The organism is Oscillospiraceae bacterium (assembly GCA_035380125.1).
Taxonomy (GTDB): Bacteria; Bacillota; Clostridia; order Oscillospirales; family JAKOTC01; genus DAOPZJ01.
The window spans coordinates 68,860-92,213 of sequence record DAOSWV010000008.1; the positions used below are offsets into that span (position 1 = coordinate 68,860).

17 protein-coding genes and 2 pseudogenes are annotated in these 23,354 nt (G+C 52.7%); 4 read left to right on the top strand and 15 right to left on the bottom strand.

The features are described 5' to 3' along the window. Positions 1-87: 87 nt before the first annotated feature. The 13 genes and pseudogenes from PK629_04350 to PK629_04410 all read right to left on the bottom strand — a co-directional run bounded on the left by PK629_04350 (position 88) and on the right by PK629_04410 (position 15,054). Positions 88-2,253 (bottom strand): bifunctional 4-hydroxy-3-methylbut-2-enyl diphosphate reductase/30S ribosomal protein S1, encoded by a 2,166-nt coding sequence (locus tag PK629_04350; GenBank protein HOP10707.1) that lies wholly within the window; start codon positions 2,251-2,253, stop codon positions 88-90. Positions 2,254-2,272: 19 nt separating this feature from the next. Next, positions 2,273-2,896, bottom strand: a complete 624-nt coding sequence (locus PK629_04355; GenBank protein HOP10708.1) for a lysophospholipid acyltransferase family protein — start codon at positions 2,894-2,896, stop codon at positions 2,273-2,275. Between the two features lie 21 nt (positions 2,897-2,917). Then, positions 2,918-3,589: pseudogene (gene cmk, locus PK629_04360) on the bottom strand ((d)CMP kinase). Further along, positions 3,590-4,873, bottom strand: coding sequence for an NAD(P)/FAD-dependent oxidoreductase (locus PK629_04365; GenBank protein ID HOP10709.1), 1,284 nt, complete (start codon positions 4,871-4,873; stop codon positions 3,590-3,592). A 240-nt stretch (positions 4,874-5,113) separates the two neighbouring features. Then, positions 5,114-6,751 carry an AMP-binding protein gene (locus PK629_04370; GenBank protein ID HOP10710.1) on the bottom strand — a complete coding sequence of 546 codons (1,638 nt, stop codon included), beginning with the start codon at positions 6,749-6,751 and terminating at the stop codon, positions 5,114-5,116. 5 nt (positions 6,752-6,756) lie between these two features. After that, positions 6,757-7,326: a cupin domain-containing protein gene (locus PK629_04375; GenBank protein HOP10711.1), complete on the bottom strand. Its 570-nt coding sequence runs from the start codon at positions 7,324-7,326 to the stop codon at positions 6,757-6,759. A 430-nt stretch (positions 7,327-7,756) separates the two neighbouring features. After that, entirely contained in the window at positions 7,757-8,671 is a 915-nt protein-coding gene (gene metA, locus PK629_04380; protein HOP10712.1) for a homoserine O-succinyltransferase, read from the bottom strand. A 178-nt stretch (positions 8,672-8,849) separates the two neighbouring features. After that, positions 8,850-9,830, bottom strand: coding sequence for an SGNH/GDSL hydrolase family protein (locus PK629_04385; protein ID HOP10713.1), 981 nt, complete (start codon positions 9,828-9,830; stop codon positions 8,850-8,852). A 74-nt stretch (positions 9,831-9,904) separates the two neighbouring features. Continuing rightward, a complete protein-coding gene (locus tag PK629_04390; protein ID HOP10714.1) occupies positions 9,905-10,945 on the bottom strand; it encodes a Gfo/Idh/MocA family oxidoreductase in 1,041 nt (346 codons plus the stop codon). Positions 10,946-10,961: 16 nt separating this feature from the next. Then, the gene (locus PK629_04395; protein HOP10715.1) at positions 10,962-12,026 is read right to left on the bottom strand and encodes an alpha-L-fucosidase; all 1,065 of its coding nucleotides are present in this window, start codon (positions 12,024-12,026) and stop codon (positions 10,962-10,964) included. Positions 12,027-12,193: 167 nt separating this feature from the next. Then, entirely contained in the window at positions 12,194-13,162 is a 969-nt protein-coding gene (locus tag PK629_04400) for a sugar phosphate isomerase/epimerase (protein HOP10716.1), read from the bottom strand. A 9-nt stretch (positions 13,163-13,171) separates the two neighbouring features. After that, a complete protein-coding gene (locus tag PK629_04405; GenBank protein HOP10717.1) occupies positions 13,172-13,885 on the bottom strand; it encodes a ThuA domain-containing protein in 714 nt (237 codons plus the stop codon). A 92-nt stretch (positions 13,886-13,977) separates the two neighbouring features. Next, on the bottom strand, positions 13,978-15,054 hold the full coding sequence (locus PK629_04410) for a Gfo/Idh/MocA family oxidoreductase (GenBank protein HOP10718.1): 1,077 nt from the start codon (positions 15,052-15,054) through the stop codon (positions 13,978-13,980). Positions 15,055-15,191: 137 nt separating this feature from the next. On the opposite strand from PK629_04410, the gene PK629_04415 reads away from it, so the two are divergent. Further along, a complete protein-coding gene (locus PK629_04415) occupies positions 15,192-15,605 on the top strand; it encodes a hypothetical protein (protein HOP10719.1) in 414 nt (137 codons plus the stop codon). Between the two features lie 71 nt (positions 15,606-15,676). Here the strand turns inward: PK629_04415 and PK629_04420 are convergent, their stop codons facing one another. Together PK629_04420 and PK629_04425 are read right to left on the bottom strand one after the other, a co-directional pair. Beyond that, complete coding sequence (locus tag PK629_04420) at positions 15,677-16,738, bottom strand: uroporphyrinogen decarboxylase family protein (GenBank protein HOP10720.1); 1,062 nt, start codon at positions 16,736-16,738, stop codon at positions 15,677-15,679. Between the two features lie 36 nt (positions 16,739-16,774). Next, positions 16,775-19,777 carry a glycoside hydrolase family 2 TIM barrel-domain containing protein gene (locus PK629_04425; protein HOP10721.1) on the bottom strand — a complete coding sequence of 1,001 codons (3,003 nt, stop codon included), beginning with the start codon at positions 19,775-19,777 and terminating at the stop codon, positions 16,775-16,777. 155 nt (positions 19,778-19,932) lie between these two features. On the opposite strand from PK629_04425, the gene PK629_04430 reads away from it, so the two are divergent. From PK629_04430 to PK629_04440, 3 genes and pseudogenes are all read left to right on the top strand, one after another. Beyond that, positions 19,933-21,132, top strand: a complete 1,200-nt coding sequence (locus tag PK629_04430) for a patatin-like phospholipase family protein (protein ID HOP10722.1) — start codon at positions 19,933-19,935, stop codon at positions 21,130-21,132. Positions 21,133-21,164: 32 nt separating this feature from the next. Further along, entirely contained in the window at positions 21,165-22,364 is a 1,200-nt protein-coding gene (locus tag PK629_04435) for a metallophosphoesterase family protein (protein HOP10723.1), read from the top strand. A 266-nt stretch (positions 22,365-22,630) separates the two neighbouring features. After that, positions 22,631-23,335: pseudogene (locus PK629_04440) on the top strand (cysteine synthase family protein). Positions 23,336-23,354: the final 19 nt, after the last annotated feature.

The window sequence follows — 23,354 nt, forward strand, 5'->3', positions numbered from 1 at the left end:
ACCGCCCCCGCATCATTATATGCAAAAGGTGCGGCTGATGTTACGGAAAACGGGCAGGCCGAAGCCCGCCCGTCTGTTTTTATTTGTTTATTCGGCCGTTTCCGGAGTCTCTTCGGCCTTTTTCTTGGTGGTGCGTTTGGGCTTCGGCGCTTCCTCAACGGGTGCAGTCTCAACCGGTGCTTCCTCAACAGGGGCTTCTGTCGGAGTTTCAACAGGTTCCTCTGCCGTAGACGCGACGACTTCTGTGGCGTTTGCGTCTGTCTCCTCCGTGATCAGTGCGCGAATCGACAAACTGACTTTTTTGGACTCGGGGTTGATGTCGATAATCTTGGCGTCAACCTCTTCGCCCTTCTTGAGCACATCGGCCGGTTTGGCGATGACACGGTTGGCGATGTTGGATATGTGAATCAGACCCTCAACACCCGGGATGACCATGGCGAATGCGCCGTAGGTTACCAAACTCGTGATCGTGACTTTGGCCACGTCGCCGACTTTGAACTGTGTCAGGAACTTGTTGAAAGGATCGTCCTCCGGGAATTTCGCGGTCAATGAGATCCGTTTTTTCTCCGGGTCGAGTTCCTTGATCATGACTTTGAGTTCCTGCCCGACCGTCACGACGTCCTCGAGATTCTTGAAGCGGTTCCAGCTGAGCTCTGTGCGGTGCACAAGGCCATCCGGGCCGTTCAGGTTCACGAACACGCCGAACTGGGCGATGGAACGCACCTTGCCGACGATGACATCGCCGACCTTAGCGGTCTCCCAAAACTTCTCGGTCAGTTCCTTGCGGTTGCTGGAAGAGGCCTTGCGAATCGAACCGACGGCACGTTTTCTTCTGCCGCGTTCGTCGATATCGATGATGATAAACTTGACGGTCTGACGCAGCAGGTCGTCAAGATTTCCTTCTCTGGGAATTCCGGTGTGGGATGCGGGGATGAAGATGCGAACGCCCTCATATGTAGCGATCACGCCGCCGCCGACATTCTCAACCACCAAGCCTTCGAGCACGGTGCCGTTTTCCTTTGCCTCGAGAATCTTGTTCCAATTCTCATTGGCATCGACGCGCTTTTTGGACATCATGACCGTGCCGTCGACGTCGTTGGTCTTCAGCACCATCAATGTAAGTTCGTCCCCTACCTTGACGAGATCGGAGGTCTTGGCGTTGGGATCGTTGGTAAGTTCGTCGAGCGGAATATAGCCGGCATGTTTGCGGCCGATATCCACGGCGACCTCGCCCGGATAGACACCCGTCACAATACCCTTGATGGTATCCGATTTGGAAAGCCGTTTAAACGACTCTTCCAGTTCGGCCTCGAAGTCAAATTCCTCAGCTTTGGCTTCCGTTTTTGTCTCCTCGACCTCAGCTTTGGCTTCCGTTTTGGTCTTCTCGACCTCTTCTTGGCCTTGAAGAATTTCTTTGTTTTCGTCCATCTTGTGAACAACCTCCATAATGTTTTTGACCGGAGTAGACGCCCCTGCGGTGATGCCGATGCGGCGGCAATCCGGTACCCGCGAGATCTCGTCGGGGTTTTCGACACGCATGGTCTTCGTGATCGCACTGCAGACTTCAAAGAGCTTTGTGGTGTTAGAGCTCTCGCGGTCGCCGATCACGAACATCAAATCACAAACCGAAGCAACTTCTTTCGCTTCGGTCTGCCGAAGACGAGTCGTATTACATATTGTATCAAAAATTTTCAAGTTTGTATAGTGCTTTTTGAGAATTTCCTCACATTTTTTCCATTCCGATACCGAAAAAGTAGTTTGTGCGGCGCACCAAACCGTTTTTTCGACAAAATTCGAGCGTGTTTTAATCAGCTCTTCCAGTTCCCAACTTGTTCCAAATGTGTGGGCTTCGCAAACCGCATGACCCAAAATTCCGATGACTTCCGGATGGCTCGCATCACCGGCTACCAGCAAAACATCGTCTTTGGGAATTTCCGCAACCAGCTTGTGAATACGCGCCACGCTCGGGCAGGTGGCATCGTAAAACTCCAGTCCCAGCGCCTTTATCCGCTCTACCGTCGCCTCCGAAACGCCGTGGCTGCGAATCAGAAGGCACTCGCCGGGCAGCGTCTCAGACGGGTCATTGACCACCCGCACACCCTTGCCCACAAGCTCCTGCATGAACCGCTTGTTATGCAGCAGCGGCCCCAGTGTGCAGACCTTTTTACCCTTTGCCAACAGATCCTCGAGCATATTCACAGCTCGGTTAATCCCGTAGCAGGTTCCGGCATTTTTACAGACGATGATCTCCATAGGGCTCCTGTTCTATCATCTATTTCGATTCCTTCAACGCGGCGATGGATTCCATAATTGCGTCGGCGCAAGCCTGAAAACGCTGCTTTCCGGTTCCGACGTCAAGCTGTTGGGCTGGTATCGATTTTCCGATTGTGATTAATGTGGATCTAAACATGCCCGCACGCTTGGGGTATTCGAGCAATATCGGTACCACCGGTGCACCGGCTCTGAGTACGATCATCCCCACGCCGGCTTTGCCCTGCTGCATCTCATAGGTCTTTTTGCTGCGGGTACCTTCCGGGAAAATCCCGATGGCGCGTCCTTTTTCTAGCAGATTCCCGATTGTGCGGAAGACACCGACTTCGGGCTTGTCCCTATCAATCGGCAATGCGCCGAGTTTTCGAATTAAAAATCCGAGCAATGGCTTCGTGAACAGCGACGATTTGGCGATATAATTGATCGGACGGGGACTGGCGAAAGCCGTAAGTACGGGATCAAGATAACTCAGGTGGTTCAGGCAGATCACAACCTGTCCCTCTTTGGGAATATTCTCAACACCCACTACCTTGACCCGAAACAGCCAAAACGCAAATCCGCGCAGATTTTTCTGTACTTTGGCCTGCCAAGTGATGGAATACAGCTCTCTATCCGCCTTTTTCACTGCGTGTTTTTTCAGCCGTTTTTCCTCAGCCAGTTTTCGGTTGACAATGCGCATCAGCAATTCAAAAGACTGTTGTAAATCCAAATTCGTCGTATCTGCGGTGACGCTGTCCGGTGCGGGTTTCAAAGGTGCTACCGCCCTGCTGCTGTCGTCAGCGTCGCGCTTTTTCAAATCAGCCAGAACTTCCTTATAGGTCACCTGTTTGCCTTTTTCAAGCAGCTCATGATAACGCCGCTTTGCCCGTATCTCGGGGGCAGCGGTTAAAAATATTTTAATTTTCGCATTCGGCAGAACCACGGTGCCGATGTCGCGCCCGTCCATCACGACACTGTTTTTTGCCGCCACGCCGCGCTGAAATTCCATCAAAAAATCGCGTACCGCCGGAATCGCCGAAACCGCAGAGGCCGCCATCGAAATCAGCGGCGTCCGGATGTTATCGCCGACCGGGTCTCCGTCGAGCAGAATCACCTGTTTGCCGTCATCGAGCTTCATCTTGATATCAATGCTCTTGAGCGAATCGACCACCGCTTTCGGGTTGTCATATCCGCCGGTCACCCGCACCGCATGCAGGCCGACCGTGCGGTATAAAGCGCCGGTATCAATATAGATATATTCCAGTTCTTCGGCCAGACGGCGTGCCAGCGTGCTTTTCCCCGCGCCTGAAGGCCCGTCAATTGCGATAGATATCGGCATTTATTTCACTTCCCCCGAATTTTGATTGATGATCGCCCGTGCGGCTGCAACCGCCGTGCTGAATGCGATCTGCAGATTATATCCACCCGTATAGGCGTCCAAATCGAGCACTTCACCCGCAAAAAAGAGATTTTTCACGATTTTGGATTCCATCGTCACCGGGTCGACTTCGCGCACGTCCACGCCGCCCGAGGTCACAACCGCCTCATCGATCGGCCTTGTCCCGGTCACGGTCAGCCGCAGATCTTTCAGCAGCCGCACCAGCTTTTTACGCTGTTCGGCGGTCACTGCGTTGATTTTGGTGTCGCCCGGAATGCCGGAGAGCTTAACGATCGGCATAATCATTTTTGACGGTAATAATGCGGATAACGAATTTTTAAAATCCCGGTTCGGTTCTTCGGCAAAATCCCGTAAAATTCGTGCATCTAACCGCTCTTCGTCGAGCGCCGGTTTTAAGTCGAGCGAAATTTTAATCTTTCCCGCGTCCATCAGCGCCTGTGCGCCGCCCGCTCTGATTACCGTCTCGTCGCCCAAATGCGCGCTCGCCGACAAAATCAACGGTCCGCTGACGCCGAAATGGGTGAATAATAATTCGCCTTGTTCTTCATAGACCGGCTTTTTTACGCCCTCGATGAACAACTTCAGTCCGGTGTTTTTCAATGATAACCCCTGTAAATCGCGGCATAAATCCTCCGCGCAGACAAGCGGCACCAATGAGGCCCGCAGCGGTGTTACAATATGCCCGAGCGTTCTTGCAAAACCGTATCCGTCGCCCGTCGAGCCGGTTTTCGGATAGCTCATCCCGCCGGTCGCAATCAAAATGTTGTCGGCGTTATAATCACCGTTTTCCGTTTTAATTAAAAAGCCGTCTTTGCGCGCTTCAATTGCCGTTACCCTTGATTGAATGTACTTTGCGTGTGCCAGCGCATATTTTTCAAGGGCATTTGCCACGGTGTGAGCATTGTCGTCTTCGGGAAAGACCCGGCCGCCGCGTTCGATTTTCAATTTAACCCCGAGATTGTTTTCGAAAAAAGCGATGCAGTCATTCGGGGAAAACCGGTTTGCCGCACCGAATAAAAACTTTTTGTTGGTGACAACCTTGTCGATGAATTGACGCACATCGCAGGCATTGGTCAGGTTGCAGCGGCCTTTTCCGGTGATACGCAGCTTCGCACCGAGACGGGTATTCGGCTCGAACAGCAGCGTTTCAATCCCTGCCGCACCGAGCTGTCCGGCTGCCATCATGCCTCCGGCACCGCCGCCGATCACCGCACAAACCGCCAAACGTCCGCCTCCCCGCCTTAATTTGATTTATTATAACACATGTTTACCAATCTAACAAGAAAACCTCTATAAAAAGTAGGGCGGGGTGACCACACCCCACCGCGTATTATATGCCTTAAAGAACTCTCGTTTTTTTGTTCTATCTTTGAATAAGTATCATCATTTAATTACATAAACTAAAGCATTTTTGCGGGCTGTACGCCCGCACGGCGGGATGTGGTCATCCCACCCTACAATTCTTTAGCCCTTTTCTCGAATTTCAACTCTTCGAATCTTCCCGTTGATAGTCTTGGGCAGCTTTTCGACAAACTCGACCACACGCGGATACTTATACGGCGCGGTCTCGTGCTTGACATAGTCCTGCAGCTCCTTGACCAGTGTGTCACTCGGCGCAAAACCGGACCGCAGTACGATTGTGGCCTTGACCAATTGCCCGCGCACGGGATCGGGAACTGCGGTGATGGCACACTCCAACACTGCCGGATGGGTCACCAGAACGCTCTCGACCTCAAACGGACCGATACGGTAGCCCGACGATTTGATGATGTCGTCGTTGCGCCCGACATACCAGAAATAACCGTCCTCGTCGCGCCAGGCGGTGTCGCCGGTGTGATACCAGCCATCGTGCATGGCCTCTGTGGTCTTGGCTTCATTGCGGTAATATTCGCACATCAGGCCCGGCGGATGGGGTTCGTATCTGATCACAATCTCACCGGTCGTACCGTTAGGGCAGCTGTTGCCGTCGGGATCGATCAGATCAATTTGATACTGCGGCGACGGCTTGCCCATCGAACCGGGCTTCGGCGTCATGCCCTTGGTGTTGCATATGGCCAGCGTTGTCTCGGTCTGGCCGAATCCCTCCATCAGCTTTAATCCGGTGGCCGCATACCACTTGTTGAAGACGTCGGGATTGAGCGCTTCGCCGGCGATCGTCGTATATTGAAGTGAGGATAAGTCGTACTTTTCCAGTCCGTCGTTAATAAACATCCGAAACATTGTCGGCGGACAACACAGCGTGGTAATCTGATATTTCCCAATCATCGAAAGGATGTCGGCGGGCACAAATTTTTCAAGGTCGTAGACGAAGATTCCGGCTTCCATCAGCCATTGTCCGTACAGCTTGCCCCAGACCGCCTTGCCCCAGCCGGTATCGGCAATCGACAGATGCAGTCCATCGGGTACGACACAGTGCCAATGTTTGGCCGTCAGCAGATGTCCCAGTGCGTAGGCATAATCGTGCAGCACCATCTTGGGATAACCCGACGTCCCCGACGAAAAATATAAAAGCATCGGTTCATGGACATTGGTCACAACCCGTTCGAATTTTTCATCTGCCGCTGCAACACCCCCGTCAAAGTCCAGCCAACCCGCTCGCGCGCCGTTGACCATCATCTTCAGCTTCAAGGTCGGACATTCGGTTTCGACCTGTTCAACCGCCGCTCCGACGTCCCCATCGGGGGTGCAGATCACGGCTTTGACGCTTGCACTGTCGATCCGGTATTTCACATCGTGTGCGGTCATCATATAGGTGGCAGGAATCAGCACCGCGCCGAGTTTGTGCAGTGCCAGCGCACAGAACCAGAACTGGTAATGCCTTTTCAACACTACCATGACCGGATCACCTTTTTTGATGCCCAGCGAACGCAGGTGGTTCGCGGTCTTGTCCGACCACAGCTTCATATCGCCGAAGGTGAAAGTACGCTCTTCCCTGTTCTTGCCGACCCAGAGCATCGCACGGCGGTCGGGTTCATTTGCGGCGATATCGTCGACCACATCGTAGGCAAAGTTGAAATTTTCCGGAATCTTGAGTTTATATTCACTCAGAATCCCGTTTTCATCGTATTTTTCCTCAACATATTTTAAATTGATATTTCTCATATTGTTTATACCTTGCCTTTCAGCACAACCGCAAGGAACATGCAATCGCCGCCGATTGCGATCATTCCGTGCGGCGTACCGGAGTCGTAATACACCGAGTCACCCGCGTTTAAAACTTCAAAATGCCCGTCGTGCGCAAATTTCATCGTACCCGAGAGCACATAGTCAAACTCCTGCCCCTCGTGCGTGGACATCGGAATCGGCTGTGTCTGCGCCGCCTCAAAATACGGCGCTCTGACCAGAAACGGTTCGGCCTGTTTGGCGCGGAAATTGGCCGCAAGGTGATTATATTCAAACCCCTCACGACGTTTGATCGGCAGGCCCCTGCCTCCGCGCACAACGGTATATCCCGTCAGATGCGGATTTTCGCCGGTCAGCAGTTCGACCATATCCACCCCGAATTTCTCGGCGCAGAGGTACAAAAACGTGAATGAAAAATCCTTCGTGCCGCTCTCATATTCCGCATATTGTTCTGCGGTCAGGTTGGTCGCCTCGGCCATCTCGGCGACACTGAATCCGCAGATATCGCGCAGCGCTTGAATTCGTTCGGCGATCTCGGTCAATTTGGTTTCCATGTTGACGCTCCTTTCATAATCAGCAAAAAGTAAAAAACAAAAAATCCCGCCCCTGAATTGGGACGAGATAACACCCGCGGTACCACCCATATTGCGCAAAATGCGCCTCTTATCGGCTCAAACAAGCCTCCGGCCCTAACGCGGCCGCCACGCAAACGCCTATCCTTAAAAAGAAATCGGATTTGTACTCGGAAGGGATCCGCTGCTGCTTTCTTTGCCGTCTCGCACCGACCGCCGGCTCTCTGAAAAAGAATTCGGCGCAGCCGTTCTTCGTCACCGTATGTACCTGCATTTTAACACGCGGATTTCCCGCTGTCAAGAGGTTTTATTGTTTGTAGGGGCGGATATTATCCGCCCGCATACATTAAAAATAATGAATAGATATATTTTTATACATTTCAACGGGCGGATAATATCCGCCCCTACATTCTCAAAATCCCCTGCTCAGATCGTACGGTGTCTCCTGATAGACCGTATTGATCCAGTTGGCGAAAAACAGATTCGCATGGCCGCGCCAACGGTTGATCGGTGCTTTGTCGGGATCGTCGTCGGTAAAATAATTGACCGGAATCTCAATCGGCTTCCCCGCTGTGAGGTCGCGTACATATTCGTTTTTCAGCGTGTCGGTGTCGTATTCGAGATGCCCGAACACAAACACGTTGCGGCAGCCGGAGGTCGCGGCGATGTCGGCTCCGGCGGCCTTCGAAGCCGCCAGCAACTCCACTTTTTTCTCGGTCAGAATATCCTCGACCGCCACCTCGGTGTGGTGCGAATGCGGGATATAAAAGGTATCGTTAAAGCCGCGCAGCAACGGGTGATTCGATTTCAGCGGAATGCTTTCAAACACGCCAAACCGCTTTTGATTAAGTAATCTTTTATTAAGCCCGTGCAGCAGATGAAGACCCGCCTGTGCCGCCCAGCAGATGTACAGCGTCGAATAGACATGCTTCTTGCCCCATTTGACGATATCGCAGAATTCTTTCCAATAGGCGACTTCCTCAAACGGCAGCGTTTCGACCGGCGCGCCGGTGATGATCAACATATCGTAAAAATTATCTTTGACCGCATCGAATGTGGTATAAAACCGCTCCAAATGATCGGAAGGCGTGTTTTTCGGCGTATAGCTGGCCGTCTGCAATAAATCAACCTCAATCTGCAAAGGTGAGTTGCCCAGCAGCCGCAGCAGTTGGGTCTCGGTGGCGATTTTTGTCGGCATCAGGTTGACAATCGCGGCCCGCAGCGGACGAATGTCCTGCGACGAAGCGCGTTTGCGGTCCATAACGAAAATATTCTCGTTTTCGAGTATCTCCCGCGCCGGCAGATCGAGCGGAATGCAGATCGGCATAAGATAAATCCTTTCAAAAAGGTGAAATATGACAGAATTATAGCATAAGCCCGCTTATTTTGCAATCAACACCGTAGGGGCGCACCTGTGTGTGCGCACGTTGGAATATCCGTTGCAACAGTTTCCTGTTGATATCCATGTACTCGGGCGCACACACAGGTGCGCCCCTACAGGATTTTTAACTTAAAAACTTCTTCAGCGCCGGCAGCACCGCCATCGCCATACGCTCGAATCCGAGGTCGGTCGGGTGGCAGGTATCGGGCGTGCAGTGGTCGCGCAGCACATTGCCGAAAAACGTCTCGCCGTCCAAAAACGCGACAAATTTGTCCCCGCTTGCCACAGCGTTATCGTAGGTTCGTTTCACGATCTCGCGGCGGCGGGTGCTGTCGGGAATGTTTGCGTCAAAATCGGGGCGAGTCATCATAATGATTGGCAGTGTCGGGTTCTTCGCCCGCACCTGTTTGAAAAACCGCTCATGGGTCTCGTCGAGCCGCTCCGTCCAGGAATTGTGATCATAATCGAGCACGAACACGCTCATATCCAGCCCCGCAATATAATCGGCGATGTTCTCCTCACCCAGCGCGTTTCCCGAAAAGCCGAGATTGCGGAAATCGGCGTCGACGATCTCGCAGACCTCGGCGACATAGTTGTTCGAGGGTCTTGAGGCGCAGGCGCCCTGTGTGATCGATGAGCCGTAGAAAACGACCGGTTTTTGATGGGTATACGGCCTCGGCGCGCCGATAAAAGCCCCGTCGTCGGCATAGAGTTCAAACGCCTCCACGCCGTTATATAACGGCAGATAGAAGCAGATCTCGTTTTTCTCTCCGCTCATATTATATTCAAACGAAAAGACCCGCCTGTTCAGATCGGGCCGCCAGTTCTGCACAAACCGCCCGTTGACGAACAGATCGACCCCCGAACTGCCCGAGAGCGGCATATGCGGAAACAGACAGTCCTCGGTCACCGTCACCCGGACACTCAGCTTTTTGCTGTCGGTACAAAACCGGATGCGTCCGCCCGAAGTGTGCTTGCAGAGCGTTGCCACGCCCAGATTGACCTGATCGTGCAGCGCGAACGGCAGCCGCCATAATTTTTTTACGCCTTCGGCGTCAAACCCGTGCAGCACTACGGGCGCCCCAAAAATATCGATCTTTTTCATTCCCTGTCACCCTTTCGTTGATATACAAAACCCGCGTCCGGTTTTGCCGTTTCGCGGGTTTTAAAACTCATTATTTAAAATTTGACACAAATGCCCTCTTCGCCGGAACGGAACGCCGCGTCAATAATCTTCATCACGCGCAGCATCTCGTCGTGTTTAACGAGCTGTTCGCACTTACCCTCTACCGCGTCAAGGAAGTTGCGGCTAAAGTCGACCACGTCGGTCTTGACGTCGGGCAGTGCCAGTTCTTCCACGCTCTCGCGGGGTCTCGGCGCCATGGTCTTGGTCGGGCCGCCTTCGGTCCAAACGACGCCTTCTTCCCAGACCATCTCCAGTGTCTTGGATTTCACGATCTTGCCGTTGCATTTCCAGTCGTCCACCACCATGGTACCGTGATCGCCGTGCACATGCCAGCGCGGCAGCGGCAGGAAGCAATATGTATCAATCTCGATCAATGCCGAAAGCCCATTTTGAAACTTCAACAGCAGCTTGAAGTTGTCATCGACATCGAATTTAACTTTGAGCATTTGGCAGTAGACCTCGGTGACCGGGGATTTCTCCATCCACAAAATCTGATCCAGCAGGTGAATGCCCCAGTCGTAGAGCATGCCGCCGCCGGCCTCGGCCACGCAGCGCCAGTCGCCCGGGATCCCCCGGCTGCCCTGCACGCGGCTCTCGATATAAAACGGCGTGCCGATCATACCCTCTTGAATGGCGGTTTTCACCGTCACAAAATCGCGGTCAAAACGGCGGTTTTGGTGCGCCGAAAAGATTTTCCCGGTTTTTTTGGACATATCGAGCACTTTTTCGAGTTCTGCGGCGTTCATCATGACCGGCTTTTCGCACAATACGTTTTTCCCGGCCTCAAGCGCCATCAGCGAATATTTACAGTGAAAATTATTCGGCGTCGCGACCACGATGATGTCGATATCCGACATCGCCAGCAGTTCCGCGGCGCTCCGGCAGGCGACCAGCCCGTCTTTTTCGGCTTTTTCCAGCTTCACCGGATTGATGTCATAGGCGGCGACGGCTTTGGCTCTGCCGGTATCTTCAAACCGCTGCGGATGCCATCCGCTGCCCATTCCGCCGTATCCTATGATTCCTACCTTGTGCATGAAATTATACCCTCCGTTATTTTTTGCCTTTAAAATACGCTTTGATCTGTGCCATGCGCTCATAATATTCGTCCGGCAGCGCACCCGACGGCATCGGACCGACGTTGGTCAAAAAGTTACCGCCCATCGCGTGCACGGTCTCGTAGGTCTCGCGCCACCACTCGAAGCTCTTGTACGGATGCACCGTATAGCCCCAACCGTGGTCGTTCAAGAGATGGCACATCTCCCACCAGCCCTCGGGTGCGGTTTTCGGAATGCTGCACTCGGGGGTCGAGAAGTCGCCTTTGCCGTGCATGCGGGGGTTGATCAGAATCTGCGGCTGCAGGGTGCGGATTTCCTCGATGGTGATCGGATCGGGATCGCTTTCCTCGACGCCGCGTCCGTCGAACCAGATGATATCAATTTTTCCGTACCGTGTCAACAGTTCCAGCGTCTGACCCCGGATCAATTCGGCATAGGCCTTTTTGTGTTCCGGCGGCATCTCGGGCAGTTTGTCGATGGGCTGCAGGTCAAAATTCTTCAAAATCCGGCTTCCGTCGGGCCTCTTGTTGACGTTAAAGCTCATGTATTCACGGTTAAAATACCAGTCCGGCGGTGAATAGTAAAGACCAACCTTGATACCGACCTTGCGGCAGGCGTCGACGTATTCGCCCACAAGATCGCGCCCGTTCAGAGAATGTGCCGCGCCGTTTTCGCCGAATTTGCTCGGAAACAGCGTGAATCCGTCGTGGTGTTTGGTGGTCAGAACGGCATACTTGAAACCGGCCTCGACCGCCGCGCCCAGAAATTTTTCGGGTTCAAACTGATCGGGATGGAACTTCGCGATACCCTCTTCGTAATATTGCCGCGGCGTGACCTTTGGATAGCCGGGAAGGGGTGCGTCCCATCCCCAGTCCTCCATCATCCCCCAAGAGATATCGGTATTTCCGAACACCGAGGAAATGCCCCAGTGCAGAAAAAGACCCAGGCCCGCAGTGGGAAACCACTGCGCGTCGGGGTGGGTATTGCGTTCATACGGTTTTGAGATCGCGGACGCACCGATGATCGCGTGTTCGGCGGCCGCCTCTTTCTGTGAAGACATATTTATTCCTGCCTTTGATTATTGTAGGGAACGGTCTTGACCGTTCCGGCGGTAATGTTCCTGCGGGCGAATGCCCGCAGGAACATCATGATACTACCGTTTTAAATTTATAAATTCGAAAAATGCAATGAGAATAACGGAACGGTCAAGACCGTTCCCTACTATATTCAAGCCCACCACATGCCGCCGGGTTTGGGTTCGAACGCAATCACTCTGCGTAACAGGTCGATTGCCTTCTCCAATCCCTCGGTGTTGGTCATCAGCGAATCCTCGTGCTCGATCGACATGACGTAGTCATATCCGGTCAGACGCAGCGCCGAAACGATGTCGCGCCAGACATCTTCACCGTGTCCGTAACCGACCGTGCGGAAAATCCAGCTCCGACTCGGTTCGTCAGAGAAATGTTTGGTATCCAATACACCATTTACGCGGGTTGTGCGCGGATTGACCTTGGTGTCCTTGGAATGGAAGTGATAGATCGCGCCTTTGAGCGCATAAATGGCCTCGACGGGATCCATGCCCTGCCACCACAGATGCGACGGGTCGAAGTTCGCGCCCAGCTGCGGGCCGACGCGGTCGCGAATTTTCAACATCGTCTCGGTATTGTAGACGCAAAAACCCGGGTGCATCTCGAACGCGATCTTGTCGACGCCGTACTTGCCGGCCTCCTTGACCGTGTCTTTCCAATATGGCACCAAAACCTCATCCCACTGCCACTCCAAAATCTTCAGAAAATCGTCCGGCCACGGGCAGGTCACCCAGTTGGGATATTTCGCGCCCGGATGGTCGCCGGGACAGCCCGAGAAAGTGATCACGCGGTCGAGATCGAGCTTCTGCGCCAGTTGGCAGGCCTTCATAAAATGATCGTGCGCGGTCGCGGCAACGGCCTTGTCTGGATGGACGGGGTTTCCGTGCGCCGAAAGCGCCGAGATGCCGATGCCGTAGTGCTTAAATTTCGCCTTAAATTCGTCCAACGCTTTTTGGCTCGACAGCAAAATCTCCGGGTCGCAGTGTGCGCGTCCGGGATATCCGCCGCAGCCGAGTTCGACGGTGTCGATTCCCAAACCCGCCAGATATTTGAGCGTATCCTCGAGTGACCGGTCGGAAAACAGCACGGTCAAAACGCCTAATTTCATAACAACCTCCTATTGCTTCTGTTCAAGGGGAACCGGGCAGTGCCGGCTGCCGGTCGGCGCTGCGGCTCTGGTGCCTTCCGCCGCCCACGAAGCTGCGTTATGAATCAACTTGCGGATATTTTTGTTTTTATAGGTCGGGTTGGTCTCATGGCCGGGCTGAATATAGACCACCTTGCCCAGACCCCGGCGGAACGCACAGACCGAGCGGAAGACCTCGCCGCCCCTAAACCACCCCATGCCGACAATCTCGTCCGGTGCGGGGATGTCGAAATATTCGCCGTACATCTCTTCTTTTTCGAGTTCGATATAATCCGGCAGTCCTTTGGCAATCGGGTGCGACGGTGACGTGATCCAGAGCCGCTCGAAATCGCCCTCACGCCAGCGCAGCGAGCAGGTCGTTCCCATCAGCGTCTTGAAGGGCTTGGAGTAATGCGACGAGTGCAGGGCGATCAGACCCATACCGGACAAAACGGCATTGACAACGCGTTTTGCCACCTCGTCAGGCACATTGCCGTGGAAGCGGTGTCCCCACCACAACAGCACGTCGGTGTCGTCCAGCACCTCTTGGGTTAAGCCGCATTCCGGCTCAAAACTGCTGACTGTGCGCACTTTTCCGCTCTTAAAAATCGTCGCAAGCTCGGCGGCGATGCCGTCTTTATAGACCTCCAACACTTCGGGTTGGGTATTGGCTTTGTCGTCCTCGACAAAAATAGTCACGTTCATAATAATCCCTCTTTATTTGAAAACTTTTTAGCTTGTCGGAGTTTTGTGCAAAAGCGCAAAACTCCTAAGTCAAAACCGCAGTTTTGATATTGCTATTTAAAGTATACCGGCTTGCCGGTTTTGGCGGATTCATAAACCGCGTCGAGACAGCGGGTGACGACGGCGGCCTGTTCCGGCTTCACCAGCAATTCACCCTTGCCGTTGACGGCCTTCATCCAGATTTTCGCTTCGATGTCGGCCGGACTGCCGCCCTGATCACCCTCAAAGAAAGCGACAGCGCCCGTTGCAAAGTCAGGCTTTTCAACATACTGACGGTTGTTTCTGACGCCGTTGATGCGCAGCCCGTCGACCATATCCGCTCCGGCTTTGGTACCGCAGAGTTCGACTTTGGCTTCGGCCTGATCGAGGGTATTCAGCGCCCAGGTGGCTTCGAGGAAAATGGTCGCACCGCTCTTCATCACGATAAAACCGAACGAGGCGTCGTCTGCTGTAAATTCGTTGGTATCCCAATCGCCGAACATATTGGCGGTTTGGGAATCCTGATTATGTTTGTGATACGAGGTGCCGACGACATAATTGACATCCCAGTCATTCAGCATCCACAAGCAGAGGTCGAGCGCATGGGTACCGATGTCGATCAGCGCGCCGCCGCCCTGCTCATATTCGTTCAAAAACACGCCCCAAGTCGGAACGCCGCGCCGTCTGACCGAACGCGCTTTGGCAAAATAGATATCGCCCAATGTGCCGTTTTCACACTCGGCCTTGAGATAGTTCGAATCGGGGCGGTTGCGCTGCTGATAACCGATGGTCAGCAGTTTGTTGTTGGCCTTTGCGGCCTCCACCATTTTCAGCGCCTCTTTATAATTGATCGCCATCGGCTTTTCACACATCACGTGCTTGCCCGCGTTCAGCGCGTCGACCGAGATTTTGCTGTGGGAGCGGTTCGGAGTGCAGACGTGCACAACCTCAATCTCCGGATCCTTGAGCAGCTTTTTATAATCGGTATAGACCTTGGCGCCTTTCACGCCGAATTCCGCAGCCGCTTTTTCGGCGCGTTCCTTGATCAGATCGCAGAACGCGACCATTTCGCACATACCGGTCTTTTTGAGTGACGGCATATGCTTGCCGTTGGCGATACCGCCGCAGCCGATGATTGCAACCTTTGTCATAAATAATTACCTCCGATATAAATTGTTTTTATTATATCATACCCGTTGTCTAAATCAAGAAAAAGCGCGCTAATAATTATATCTCATATTGCAAAATTAATCTATCTGGTATATTATGGTGATAAGAGGTGATACTCATGAAGAAAAAAATAATCATTTTGGGGATTTTGCTTCTTGTTGCCACTGCAACTACCTTTGGTGTTATTTACAAAAGTACAGAATGGAAACGTATATTTGAGATTGAATATATTGGTTTTATTATTGAAGGATGTGATGTAGGAACAGACGAATATGGATTATACAAGATTACAAACACAACAAACAAGACGTGCCGAATTGAATCTGCCGTGTTCAGAGTCGAAAACGAGCACCCATTGAAAGATTTTTATTTTGAAAAATCGATCTATTTTTCAATTAAACCCGGAGCTACTGTTGAATATCGTTTACATTGGTCTGATGTTGGGGAAGAAGCCATAAAAAAAGGGGACGAATTAAAGCCAATATCACCGGATACAGTAATCGTTAAACTGAAATGGAAATACACCTCATAAATATCTTTTGATATTCCGAGCACCTTCTTTAGCAAGAAGGTGTTTCTTTTACATATCAAAGCAATGCTATATCAATATTTCCCAAGCCGCATTGCCGCTTCGGCGATCGCAGTCATCTCGGCCAGAGAGACGTTATTCGGAATCGAATGGTCGGAGCTGAAGATGTAACCGCCGTTTTCCTTGACGGCCGGAATCACCTTTTCCATCTCGGCGATAAACGCCTCGGTCTCCTCATATTTAACCGCATTGATGCCCCCGTGCAGAACCAACTTGTCGCCAAACTTCTTTTTCAGAGCGACCGGATCCATACCCGCCTTGACCTCGAGCGGGTTCAGCGCATCAACGCCGATCTCGATGAGTTCCGGCACAAACGGATTGATGTCGCCGCAGGAGTGAAGATGCACTTTCAGGTTGTGCGCGTGTGCCCAGTCACAGGCGCGTTTCTGCACCGGCTTGAGCAGTTCGCGATATGTATTCAGCGAGAAAAACTGATTTTGTTTGAACCCCATATCATCGGGCCATTGAATACCGTCAAACTCATATCCCGCATCCAGCATCATCTCAATCAGGGCGATGTTCACGTCGAGTTCGCGGTTAAACATCTCGGCGCACCATTCGGGTTCTTCGGCGATGGCAATCAACAGTGTCTCTGTTCCGACAAACCAGGAATGCGTGATGTCGAAACCAAACCAAAAGTTGGCGTAACGCCAGAGTCCTTTTTCGGTCGCCAGTTTATAGTTCCGCTCCACCTTGCCCCAATCGATGCGGTCGCGCGAAGGGGTCATGCGATCCCGAATTTTACGCCAGCTGTCGGGGTCGGTCACCTCGAAATGCAGAAATTCCGGTGTAGAATCAACGCCTTTGATATAACGCAGAGTCACGCCCCATTCGGTGGTTTTGGTGATGTGCGTATCGGTCTCCTCGACGACGCGTACGGGAAAACGCGGGGAGTTGTCGCCGCCGTAAAAGGTAATGCGGTCAAAGCCGAACCTGTCCTCCCAGGCCTCCTCGGTCAGTCCTTCACTCCGCCAGCGGTTCAGCGTTCCCTGCCAGGGGGAGTCGGTCATCGGGATGCGATCAGCCTCTTTGTGCTCATAGCACCGCATCATGCGTTCTCTGCTTGTCATGGTCATGTCTTGTGTCCGTCCTTTTTAAATTGATAAATTTCCCTACGGAGTGATCTTGATCTGATACTTATATTTTCCGGGCTTAATCAGGAATTGTTCATGCGGTTTTGCGGTGATTTCCCAACTCAAATCGCCGCCGACGCCCTGACTGGCATAATTGACCTGCAAAACCGTCTTATCGGTCTCGGGCAGTTCGTGCCAGTGGTCGGTGAATTCCAGTTCCTCCGCGGTGTAGCGACCCACATTCAGTTCGAAATTCCGGTCGCAAACCACCGAAAGCCCGTATTCACCCGAGAGTTTGGCCATCCGAACCCCGATGGCGTTTCCGCTCTCCTGCGGATTGAGATACCGGAAGTACATCTCATCGACCGGCTTCTCCCAAACGCCCAACAGACATCCGGTCACGCGGTCGCAGTAGTTGTCATGCGGCCCCATACCGAGCCATTTCACGGTCTCGATACCGCCGGCAAGCACAAACTGCATACCGACTTTCGGCGGACAGGGGACGTTCTTGTTGAGCGTGGTCTCGAAATTGATCTCCATCGTGCCGTCGCCGTAAAACCGATAGACCAGTTCAACGATGTTGGGGATAAAAGTTGCCGCACGGGTAAAGACCTCGACTTCCACGCAGTCCTTGCCCTGTCTGACGTTTTTGAAATTGGACAGCGGAATCGCCCCGCGGCTGTCACAAGCCCCGCGCCAACAGGCCAATGCCGACTGCATCCGCCAGCCGTTGTCGTTGTCGGTCGGCGCGCGCCAGAAAATCGGACGCACCGGCGCAGCCAGCAGTTCTTTTCCGTTTACGCGGTAACTCTCCAGTTCGCCTCTGCGGCGTGAAAACCGCGCCGAGAAATTCTGCCCCTCAACATAGATATTGCCGTAAGTGCTGACCGCTTTTGGCGCTGTCGCCTTGACCACTGCAACCGGCGGCTGCTTGCCCGTGATAAACTCGTCGCAGGCAACCGAATAGCCGGCCTTGGCCCAAAGCGTGTCATTGCGCAATACCAATTCAACCCTTGCCTGCAGTTCGCCGTCGACTTTTTTCGGCGGCAATACCGTGAATTCTGCGCTCTGTCCCGGCGGGCAGTTGACAGTCAGTTTCTGCGAAGCCAGCACCGTCTGCTCGAATCCCGCAAATTTGGTATAGGTCACGACGATATCGTATTCGTTGATATCGGTAAACAGCGCGCGGTTTTTAACTGTGTATGCGCCGCTGCCGGGCTTTTTGCACGAAAACACCGCCGGACGGTAGCTGTGCTTGGCCTGAATCAGTTTCGGCGTAATCCTGCGGTCGGCTGTGATCAGGCCGTTACCGCAGAATTCGGCGTCATTCGGATCATCACCGAAATCGCCGCCGTAGGCCAAAAAGGTCTTGCCGTTCTCGGCCTTCCAAAGGGCTTGGTCGACAAAGTCCCAGATCAGGCCGCCGACAAAACCCTCGGTATTATAAAACAAATCTGTATAGGTGTCCAGATCGCCGCAGGAATTGCCCATCGCATGGGCATATTCGCAAAGCACGACCGGTTTTTGTTCCTTTTTGCCCTGCTTCAGCAGTTTTTCGCACTCCTCAAAGGTTGAGTACATCGCCGAGACAAAGTCGGACGACCAAGTCCCGTCTTCGCACCATCTTCCGCCCTCGTAATGTACCAGCCGCCCGTCGTTTTTGGACTTGAAGCGCAGGTACATCTCGTGAATCACAGTGCCGCCGTTGCTCTCGTTGCCGAGCGACCACAAAATCACACTCGGGCGGTTCTTGTCACGCTGGAATACGGCCTCGACGCGGTCGAGCAGTGCCGGTTCCCAGAGTTTATCGTTACCCGGCACACGCTGCACATCGGGCCAGCCCCAGGTGCCGTGGGTCTCCATGTTGGTCTCGTCGATCACATACAGCCCGTACTTGTCGCACAGTTCCAGAAAATACGGATGGTTGGGATAATGCGAAGTGCGCACCGAATTGATATTGTGCCGCTTCATCATCAATACGTCGCTCTCCATGATCTCATGGGTGATCGCGCGCCCGTATTTCGCGTCGAATTCATGCCGGTCCGCACCGACAAACTTCAATTGCGCGCCGTTCAGATACAGCACGCCCGCCCGGTTTTCAATGCGCCGGAAACCGACGTGTGTCGAACAGAATTCGCTGCCGTCATCGGCGGAAATCACAAGCGTATAGAGATTGGGCTTTTCGGCACTCCACGGTTTGATGTTTTCCAACACCACCGAAAGATTAAACGTGTCCGTCACCGAAGCCGAGAATACCTCGTTGCTGCCATCATACAGTGCGGCGTGCGAAGCGGTCCCCGTCTTTCCGTATAAAACAAAAATACCTTTGCTGCCGTCGAAATCACAGATCGTACCAAAATCGGCCAGTGCCTTCTGGGGGATACAATATAAAAATACGTCTCGGAAAATACCCGACAGCCGCCAAAAATCCTGATCCTCCAGCCAGCTGGAATCGCTGTACTGCATCACCTGCACCGCAATCAGGTTTTCACCCTCGTGCAGATATTTCGTAATGTCAAACTCGGCCGCATTAAAGGAGTTTTTCGAAAATCCGACCTCATGTCCGTTGACCCAGAGATAAAAACAGTTATCCACGCCCGCGAAATGCAAAATCACTTCTTTGCTGTCAAAGCTCTGCGGTAAAAAGAAGCGCTTACGGTAACAATAAACACTGTTTTTCTTCTCGGGTGCATAGGGCGCCATCACATCTTCGCCGTTCTCCCATGGAAACTGCACATTGCAGTACTGCGGTATACCGTACCCCAAAACCTGCGGATTTGAGGGTACCTCGATGTGTCCGAACTCCGTTTCGCCGTTTTGAAAACCCTCGGGAACTTCAGCGGGACAGGGAACCCATGCAAACTCCCACTCGCCGTTCAGGGAAAGATAGCGTTCTCCGCTCCAGCGGCGGCAGGACAAAGCGTCGGCGAGGGTCGAATAACGTGAAAAATCCGACCGATGCGGCAGCCGGTTAATCGAGAATATTTCGGGATTGGCCTGCCATTCGGGCAGTCCGTTTTGCGTGTTATAAAAAAGTCCCATGTCGATGCCTCCAATCTGTTCAAATTATACCGATGCGCCGCTCCGATGTCAACCAAAACCGCGAATCCTTTCGCACCGTATTGAATAAAATTGAAAATCGTGCTACACTCAAAACAAAGCGATATGAGTTTAGTATGTGTGAGAGGAGGAACTGTATGACCAAAGGCTTGGTATTGGAAGGCGGCGGCGCACGAGGCGCTTATCAAATGGGCGCGGTCGAGGCGTTTTTTGAAAACGGATACGCTTTCGGCGGCGTTACGGGTTCTTCAATCGGGGCGCTCAACGGCGGCCTGATCGCTCAGGGGGATTGGGAAAAATGCCGTGACTGGTGGGAAAAACTCTCACTCTCGAAATTATTTGATGTCGACGAGACGATTCTGCATGATATTCTTTACCGAAAATTTGATTTTAAAAAGATCAGCCCGATGCGCACGGCTCTGCACACCTTCTTTGAGAAAAAAGGACTTGACACCACCAAGATCCGGGAAATCCTCACAGAGATTTACGACGAACAAAAGCTGCGCGAATCCCCGACAGAATTCGGAATCGTCACCTTGAAAATGCCCGATGTCAAACCGATGGAATTATTCAAGGAGGATATCCCCGAGGGAAAGCTGATCGAATATCTCATGGCCAGCGCCAATATGCCGGTTTTCAAACTCGAACCGATCAGCGGCGAAATTTATATCGACGGCGGTTTTTACAACAACCTGCCGGTCAATATGCTTTACCGCAAGGGCTTCCGCGATGTGCTGGTGATTCGCACTTACGCCATCGGCGTGGTGAAAAAATTCCGGAAATCGGATTTGCGTGTAACCGAATTAGGCCCGTCAGAGGACCTCGGAAACATCCTCGATTTCAGCCATGAACGGATCATGCGCAGCATGAAGGTGGGCCGATGCGACGCTCTCCGAATGGTCAAAGAGTATGCGGGCAAAACCTATTATCTCCAAAATCCACCCGAAGAAAAAGCTTTTTTCGCCCTGTTTGCAGCGCTTAAGCAAAAAGAAATCAAGTCGATTGCCGACTTGATGACGCTGTACGAAGGCGAGCCGAAACGCCTGTTATTTGAAAAAATTCTCCCCGCTGCCGCACGCGAATGCGGCCTTTCGCCGTCGGTCGGTTACCGTGAAATCGCTCTGGCAATTCTGGAACGCAGAGCGAAAGCGTGCGGCATCGAACGGCTGCAGATTTTCAATTATCCCGATTTCGTTAAAACCCTCAAAGAGACGCCGATTCCTTCAAAGGAGGATTCCATCGCCGAGATCATCGGGGAACACGTCAAACGCGTCGGACTCGGACTTTCCCCGCAGGCTTTTGATTTGCTTGCCGACAGCTTAATAAAATTAATGTAAAAATTCCAAAACACGCGAAAGGGTATCATCCGATGAAAAAAGTGCTTGCTTTTTTGTTCTCGCTGCTGCTTTGCACGGGACTTGTTGTTTCATTCAGCGCACAGTCGCTGACCTTTGACAGCGGCGAATTCGAAATTTTAATTCTCGCCGATCCGCAGGATACCGACCATCCGCAGCAGGCGATGCTCGATCTGCTCAACGCGTCGCTTGATAACTCCGATCCCGACCTTGTGGTCTTTTTGGGCGATATGATTCATGCGCCGTCGATCGGTGACGATCTCGAGGCCACCAAAGCGGCCATCGACGCAATCGTGCAGCCGGTGGTCGACCGCGGTTTAAAATTTGCCGTGGTCTTCGGCAACCACGACGACGAGGGCGGTATCTCCAAGGAGACCCAGCTGGCCTATTATCAGTCCTTTCCCGGCTGCCTTGCGATCGAGGGTGAGCCGATGACCGGTTGCGGTAATTATTATCTGACGGTGAACGACGCGAACGGCACTCCTTTGTGTGTGCTGTGGTTTTTCGACAGCGGCACTTATGATACGACCGGTCAGGGCACCTATGCCTGCGTCGAAAAAGACCAGGTCGACTGGTACGAACGGACTTCGGCACAGCTGACTCAAGAATACGGCAGACAGCTGCCGGGCTTTGCGTTCCAGCACATCATCGTTCCCGAGATCTACGACGCGCTGCTCGAGGTTCCGAAGGGTACCGAGGGCGCCGTGCGCGGCATTGACGCCTGGCACGATCATTATTATATCCTGAATTCCGAAAACGCCTCCGGGAATCTCGGCGAAGGCCCCTGCTCACCGGTTAAAAACGCCGCTGAATTCGACGCATGGGTGGCCAACGGCGACATTAAGACGGCCTTTTTCGGGCATGACCATGTCAATGATTTCATCGTCTCCTACCGCGGCATCGACCTCGTGTCGACCCCCGGCTTGACTTTCTATATCTACGGAGCAGGTGCTGAACACGGCACGCGTGTTGTGACCATCCATGAAAACGATCTGTCCTACAGCACCGAATTGTTATATTACGGCGACATCGTCGAAACGCCCCTGCCGACGTTTTTGGCGTCGACACAGGGCGTTCTGATTCAAAATTATGTGTTCATGGCTGCAGGTGGTCTGCTCGTATTGATTGCGGCAGCCGTCATGATTACCGTGGCTGTCCGTCGCAAAAAACGTAAAAAAATCAATGTAGGGGCGGATATCATCCGCCTACGGTGAACCGTATACATGTCAGAAAATTTGAAACCTATTTACTCCATAACGCGCATTCCCACCCTCTGCGATAAGAAATGGCAATATATATAACAACTACGGCGGGATGAGCACACCCCGCCGTTTTTTCTTTTCTGAAACACGGGCGGATCATATCCGCCCCTACATTTTATCACGTCAATTTTACATCTTCATCTAGCTGTCGTTTCAACCAGCTCGTCTTAACATAGGGGTCACCACAGCGCACCAGTTCCGCTTTCATCTTGCGGCGCATCATCGAACCCACCTCCGGTAACACGGGCATTGCGCTTGCCATGATCGGCGCGGTGAAGGGATATCACGTGGTCATTGTCATGAGCGAGGCGGTTTCGGTCGAGCGCCGCAAAATGATCGAGGCGTTCGGGGCAAAAATCATTCTGACCGAATCTTCGCAGGGCACAGACGGGGCTATCCGAAAAGCGCATGAGCTTTGCCGAAATCACCCGGAGCAATATTTTATGCCAAACCAGTTTTCAAACGAATATAATAAGATTGCCCATTACTGCACGACCGCCAACGAAATCTGAGAGGATACGGGCGGAAAGGTTACCCATTTCGTCTCCGCGCTCGGTACTTCGGGGACTATTATGGGCGTCGGCATGGGACTGAAAAGCAAAAACCCCGCGATACAGATCATCGAAGCCCAACCTGTCCGCGGACATTATATTCAAGGCCTTAAAAACATGCAGGAGGCGATTGTTCCCGAAATCTACGATCCATCAAAAATTGATCAGACGGTGATGATTGAATCCGAAGCCGCTTTTGCAATGTCAAGATTCATCGTCCGGGAAGAGGGGATTTTCGTCGGCATGAGCAGCGGCGCAGCCATGCTGGCCGCGCTGGAAGGCATCAAAGAAATCGACGAGGGCTTTGTGGTCGTGGTTTTCGCCGACCGTGGAGAAAAATATCTCAGCACCGATTTATTCAAATCCAAGTAGGGGTGGGTCGCATCCGCCC

Bases quoted from the DNA above. Each gene is read 5' to 3' on its own strand.
- PK629_04400 (HOP10716.1), bottom strand. From the start codon at position 13,162: ATGAAATTAGGCGTTTTGACCGTGCTGTTTTCCGACCGGTCACTCGAG.
- PK629_04395 (HOP10715.1), bottom strand. From the start codon at position 12,026: ATGTCTTCACAGAAAGAGGCGGCCGCCGAACACGCGATCATCGGTGCG.
- PK629_04425 (HOP10721.1), bottom strand. From the start codon at position 19,777: ATGGGACTTTTTTATAACACGCAAAACGGACTGCCCGAATGGCAGGCC.
- PK629_04370 (HOP10710.1), bottom strand. From the start codon at position 6,751: ATGAGAAATATCAATTTAAAATATGTTGAGGAAAAATACGATGAAAAC.
- PK629_04430 (HOP10722.1), top strand. From the start codon at position 19,933: ATGACCAAAGGCTTGGTATTGGAAGGCGGCGGCGCACGAGGCGCTTAT.
- PK629_04410 (HOP10718.1), bottom strand. From the start codon at position 15,054: ATGACAAAGGTTGCAATCATCGGCTGCGGCGGTATCGCCAACGGCAAG.
- PK629_04435 (HOP10723.1), top strand. From the start codon at position 21,165: ATGAAAAAAGTGCTTGCTTTTTTGTTCTCGCTGCTGCTTTGCACGGGA.
- PK629_04375 (HOP10711.1), bottom strand. From the start codon at position 7,326: ATGGAAACCAAATTGACCGAGATCGCCGAACGAATTCAAGCGCTGCGC.
- PK629_04385 (HOP10713.1), bottom strand. From the start codon at position 9,830: ATGAAAAAGATCGATATTTTTGGGGCGCCCGTAGTGCTGCACGGGTTT.
- PK629_04415 (HOP10719.1), top strand. From the start codon at position 15,192: ATGAAGAAAAAAATAATCATTTTGGGGATTTTGCTTCTTGTTGCCACT.
- PK629_04390 (HOP10714.1), bottom strand. From the start codon at position 10,945: ATGCACAAGGTAGGAATCATAGGATACGGCGGAATGGGCAGCGGATGG.
- metA (HOP10712.1), bottom strand. From the start codon at position 8,671: ATGCCGATCTGCATTCCGCTCGATCTGCCGGCGCGGGAGATACTCGAA.
- PK629_04350 (HOP10707.1), bottom strand. From the start codon at position 2,253: ATGGAGATCATCGTCTGTAAAAATGCCGGAACCTGCTACGGGATTAAC.
- PK629_04405 (HOP10717.1), bottom strand. From the start codon at position 13,885: ATGAACGTGACTATTTTTGTCGAGGACGACAAAGCCAATACCCAACCC.
- PK629_04420 (HOP10720.1), bottom strand. From the start codon at position 16,738: ATGACCATGACAAGCAGAGAACGCATGATGCGGTGCTATGAGCACAAA.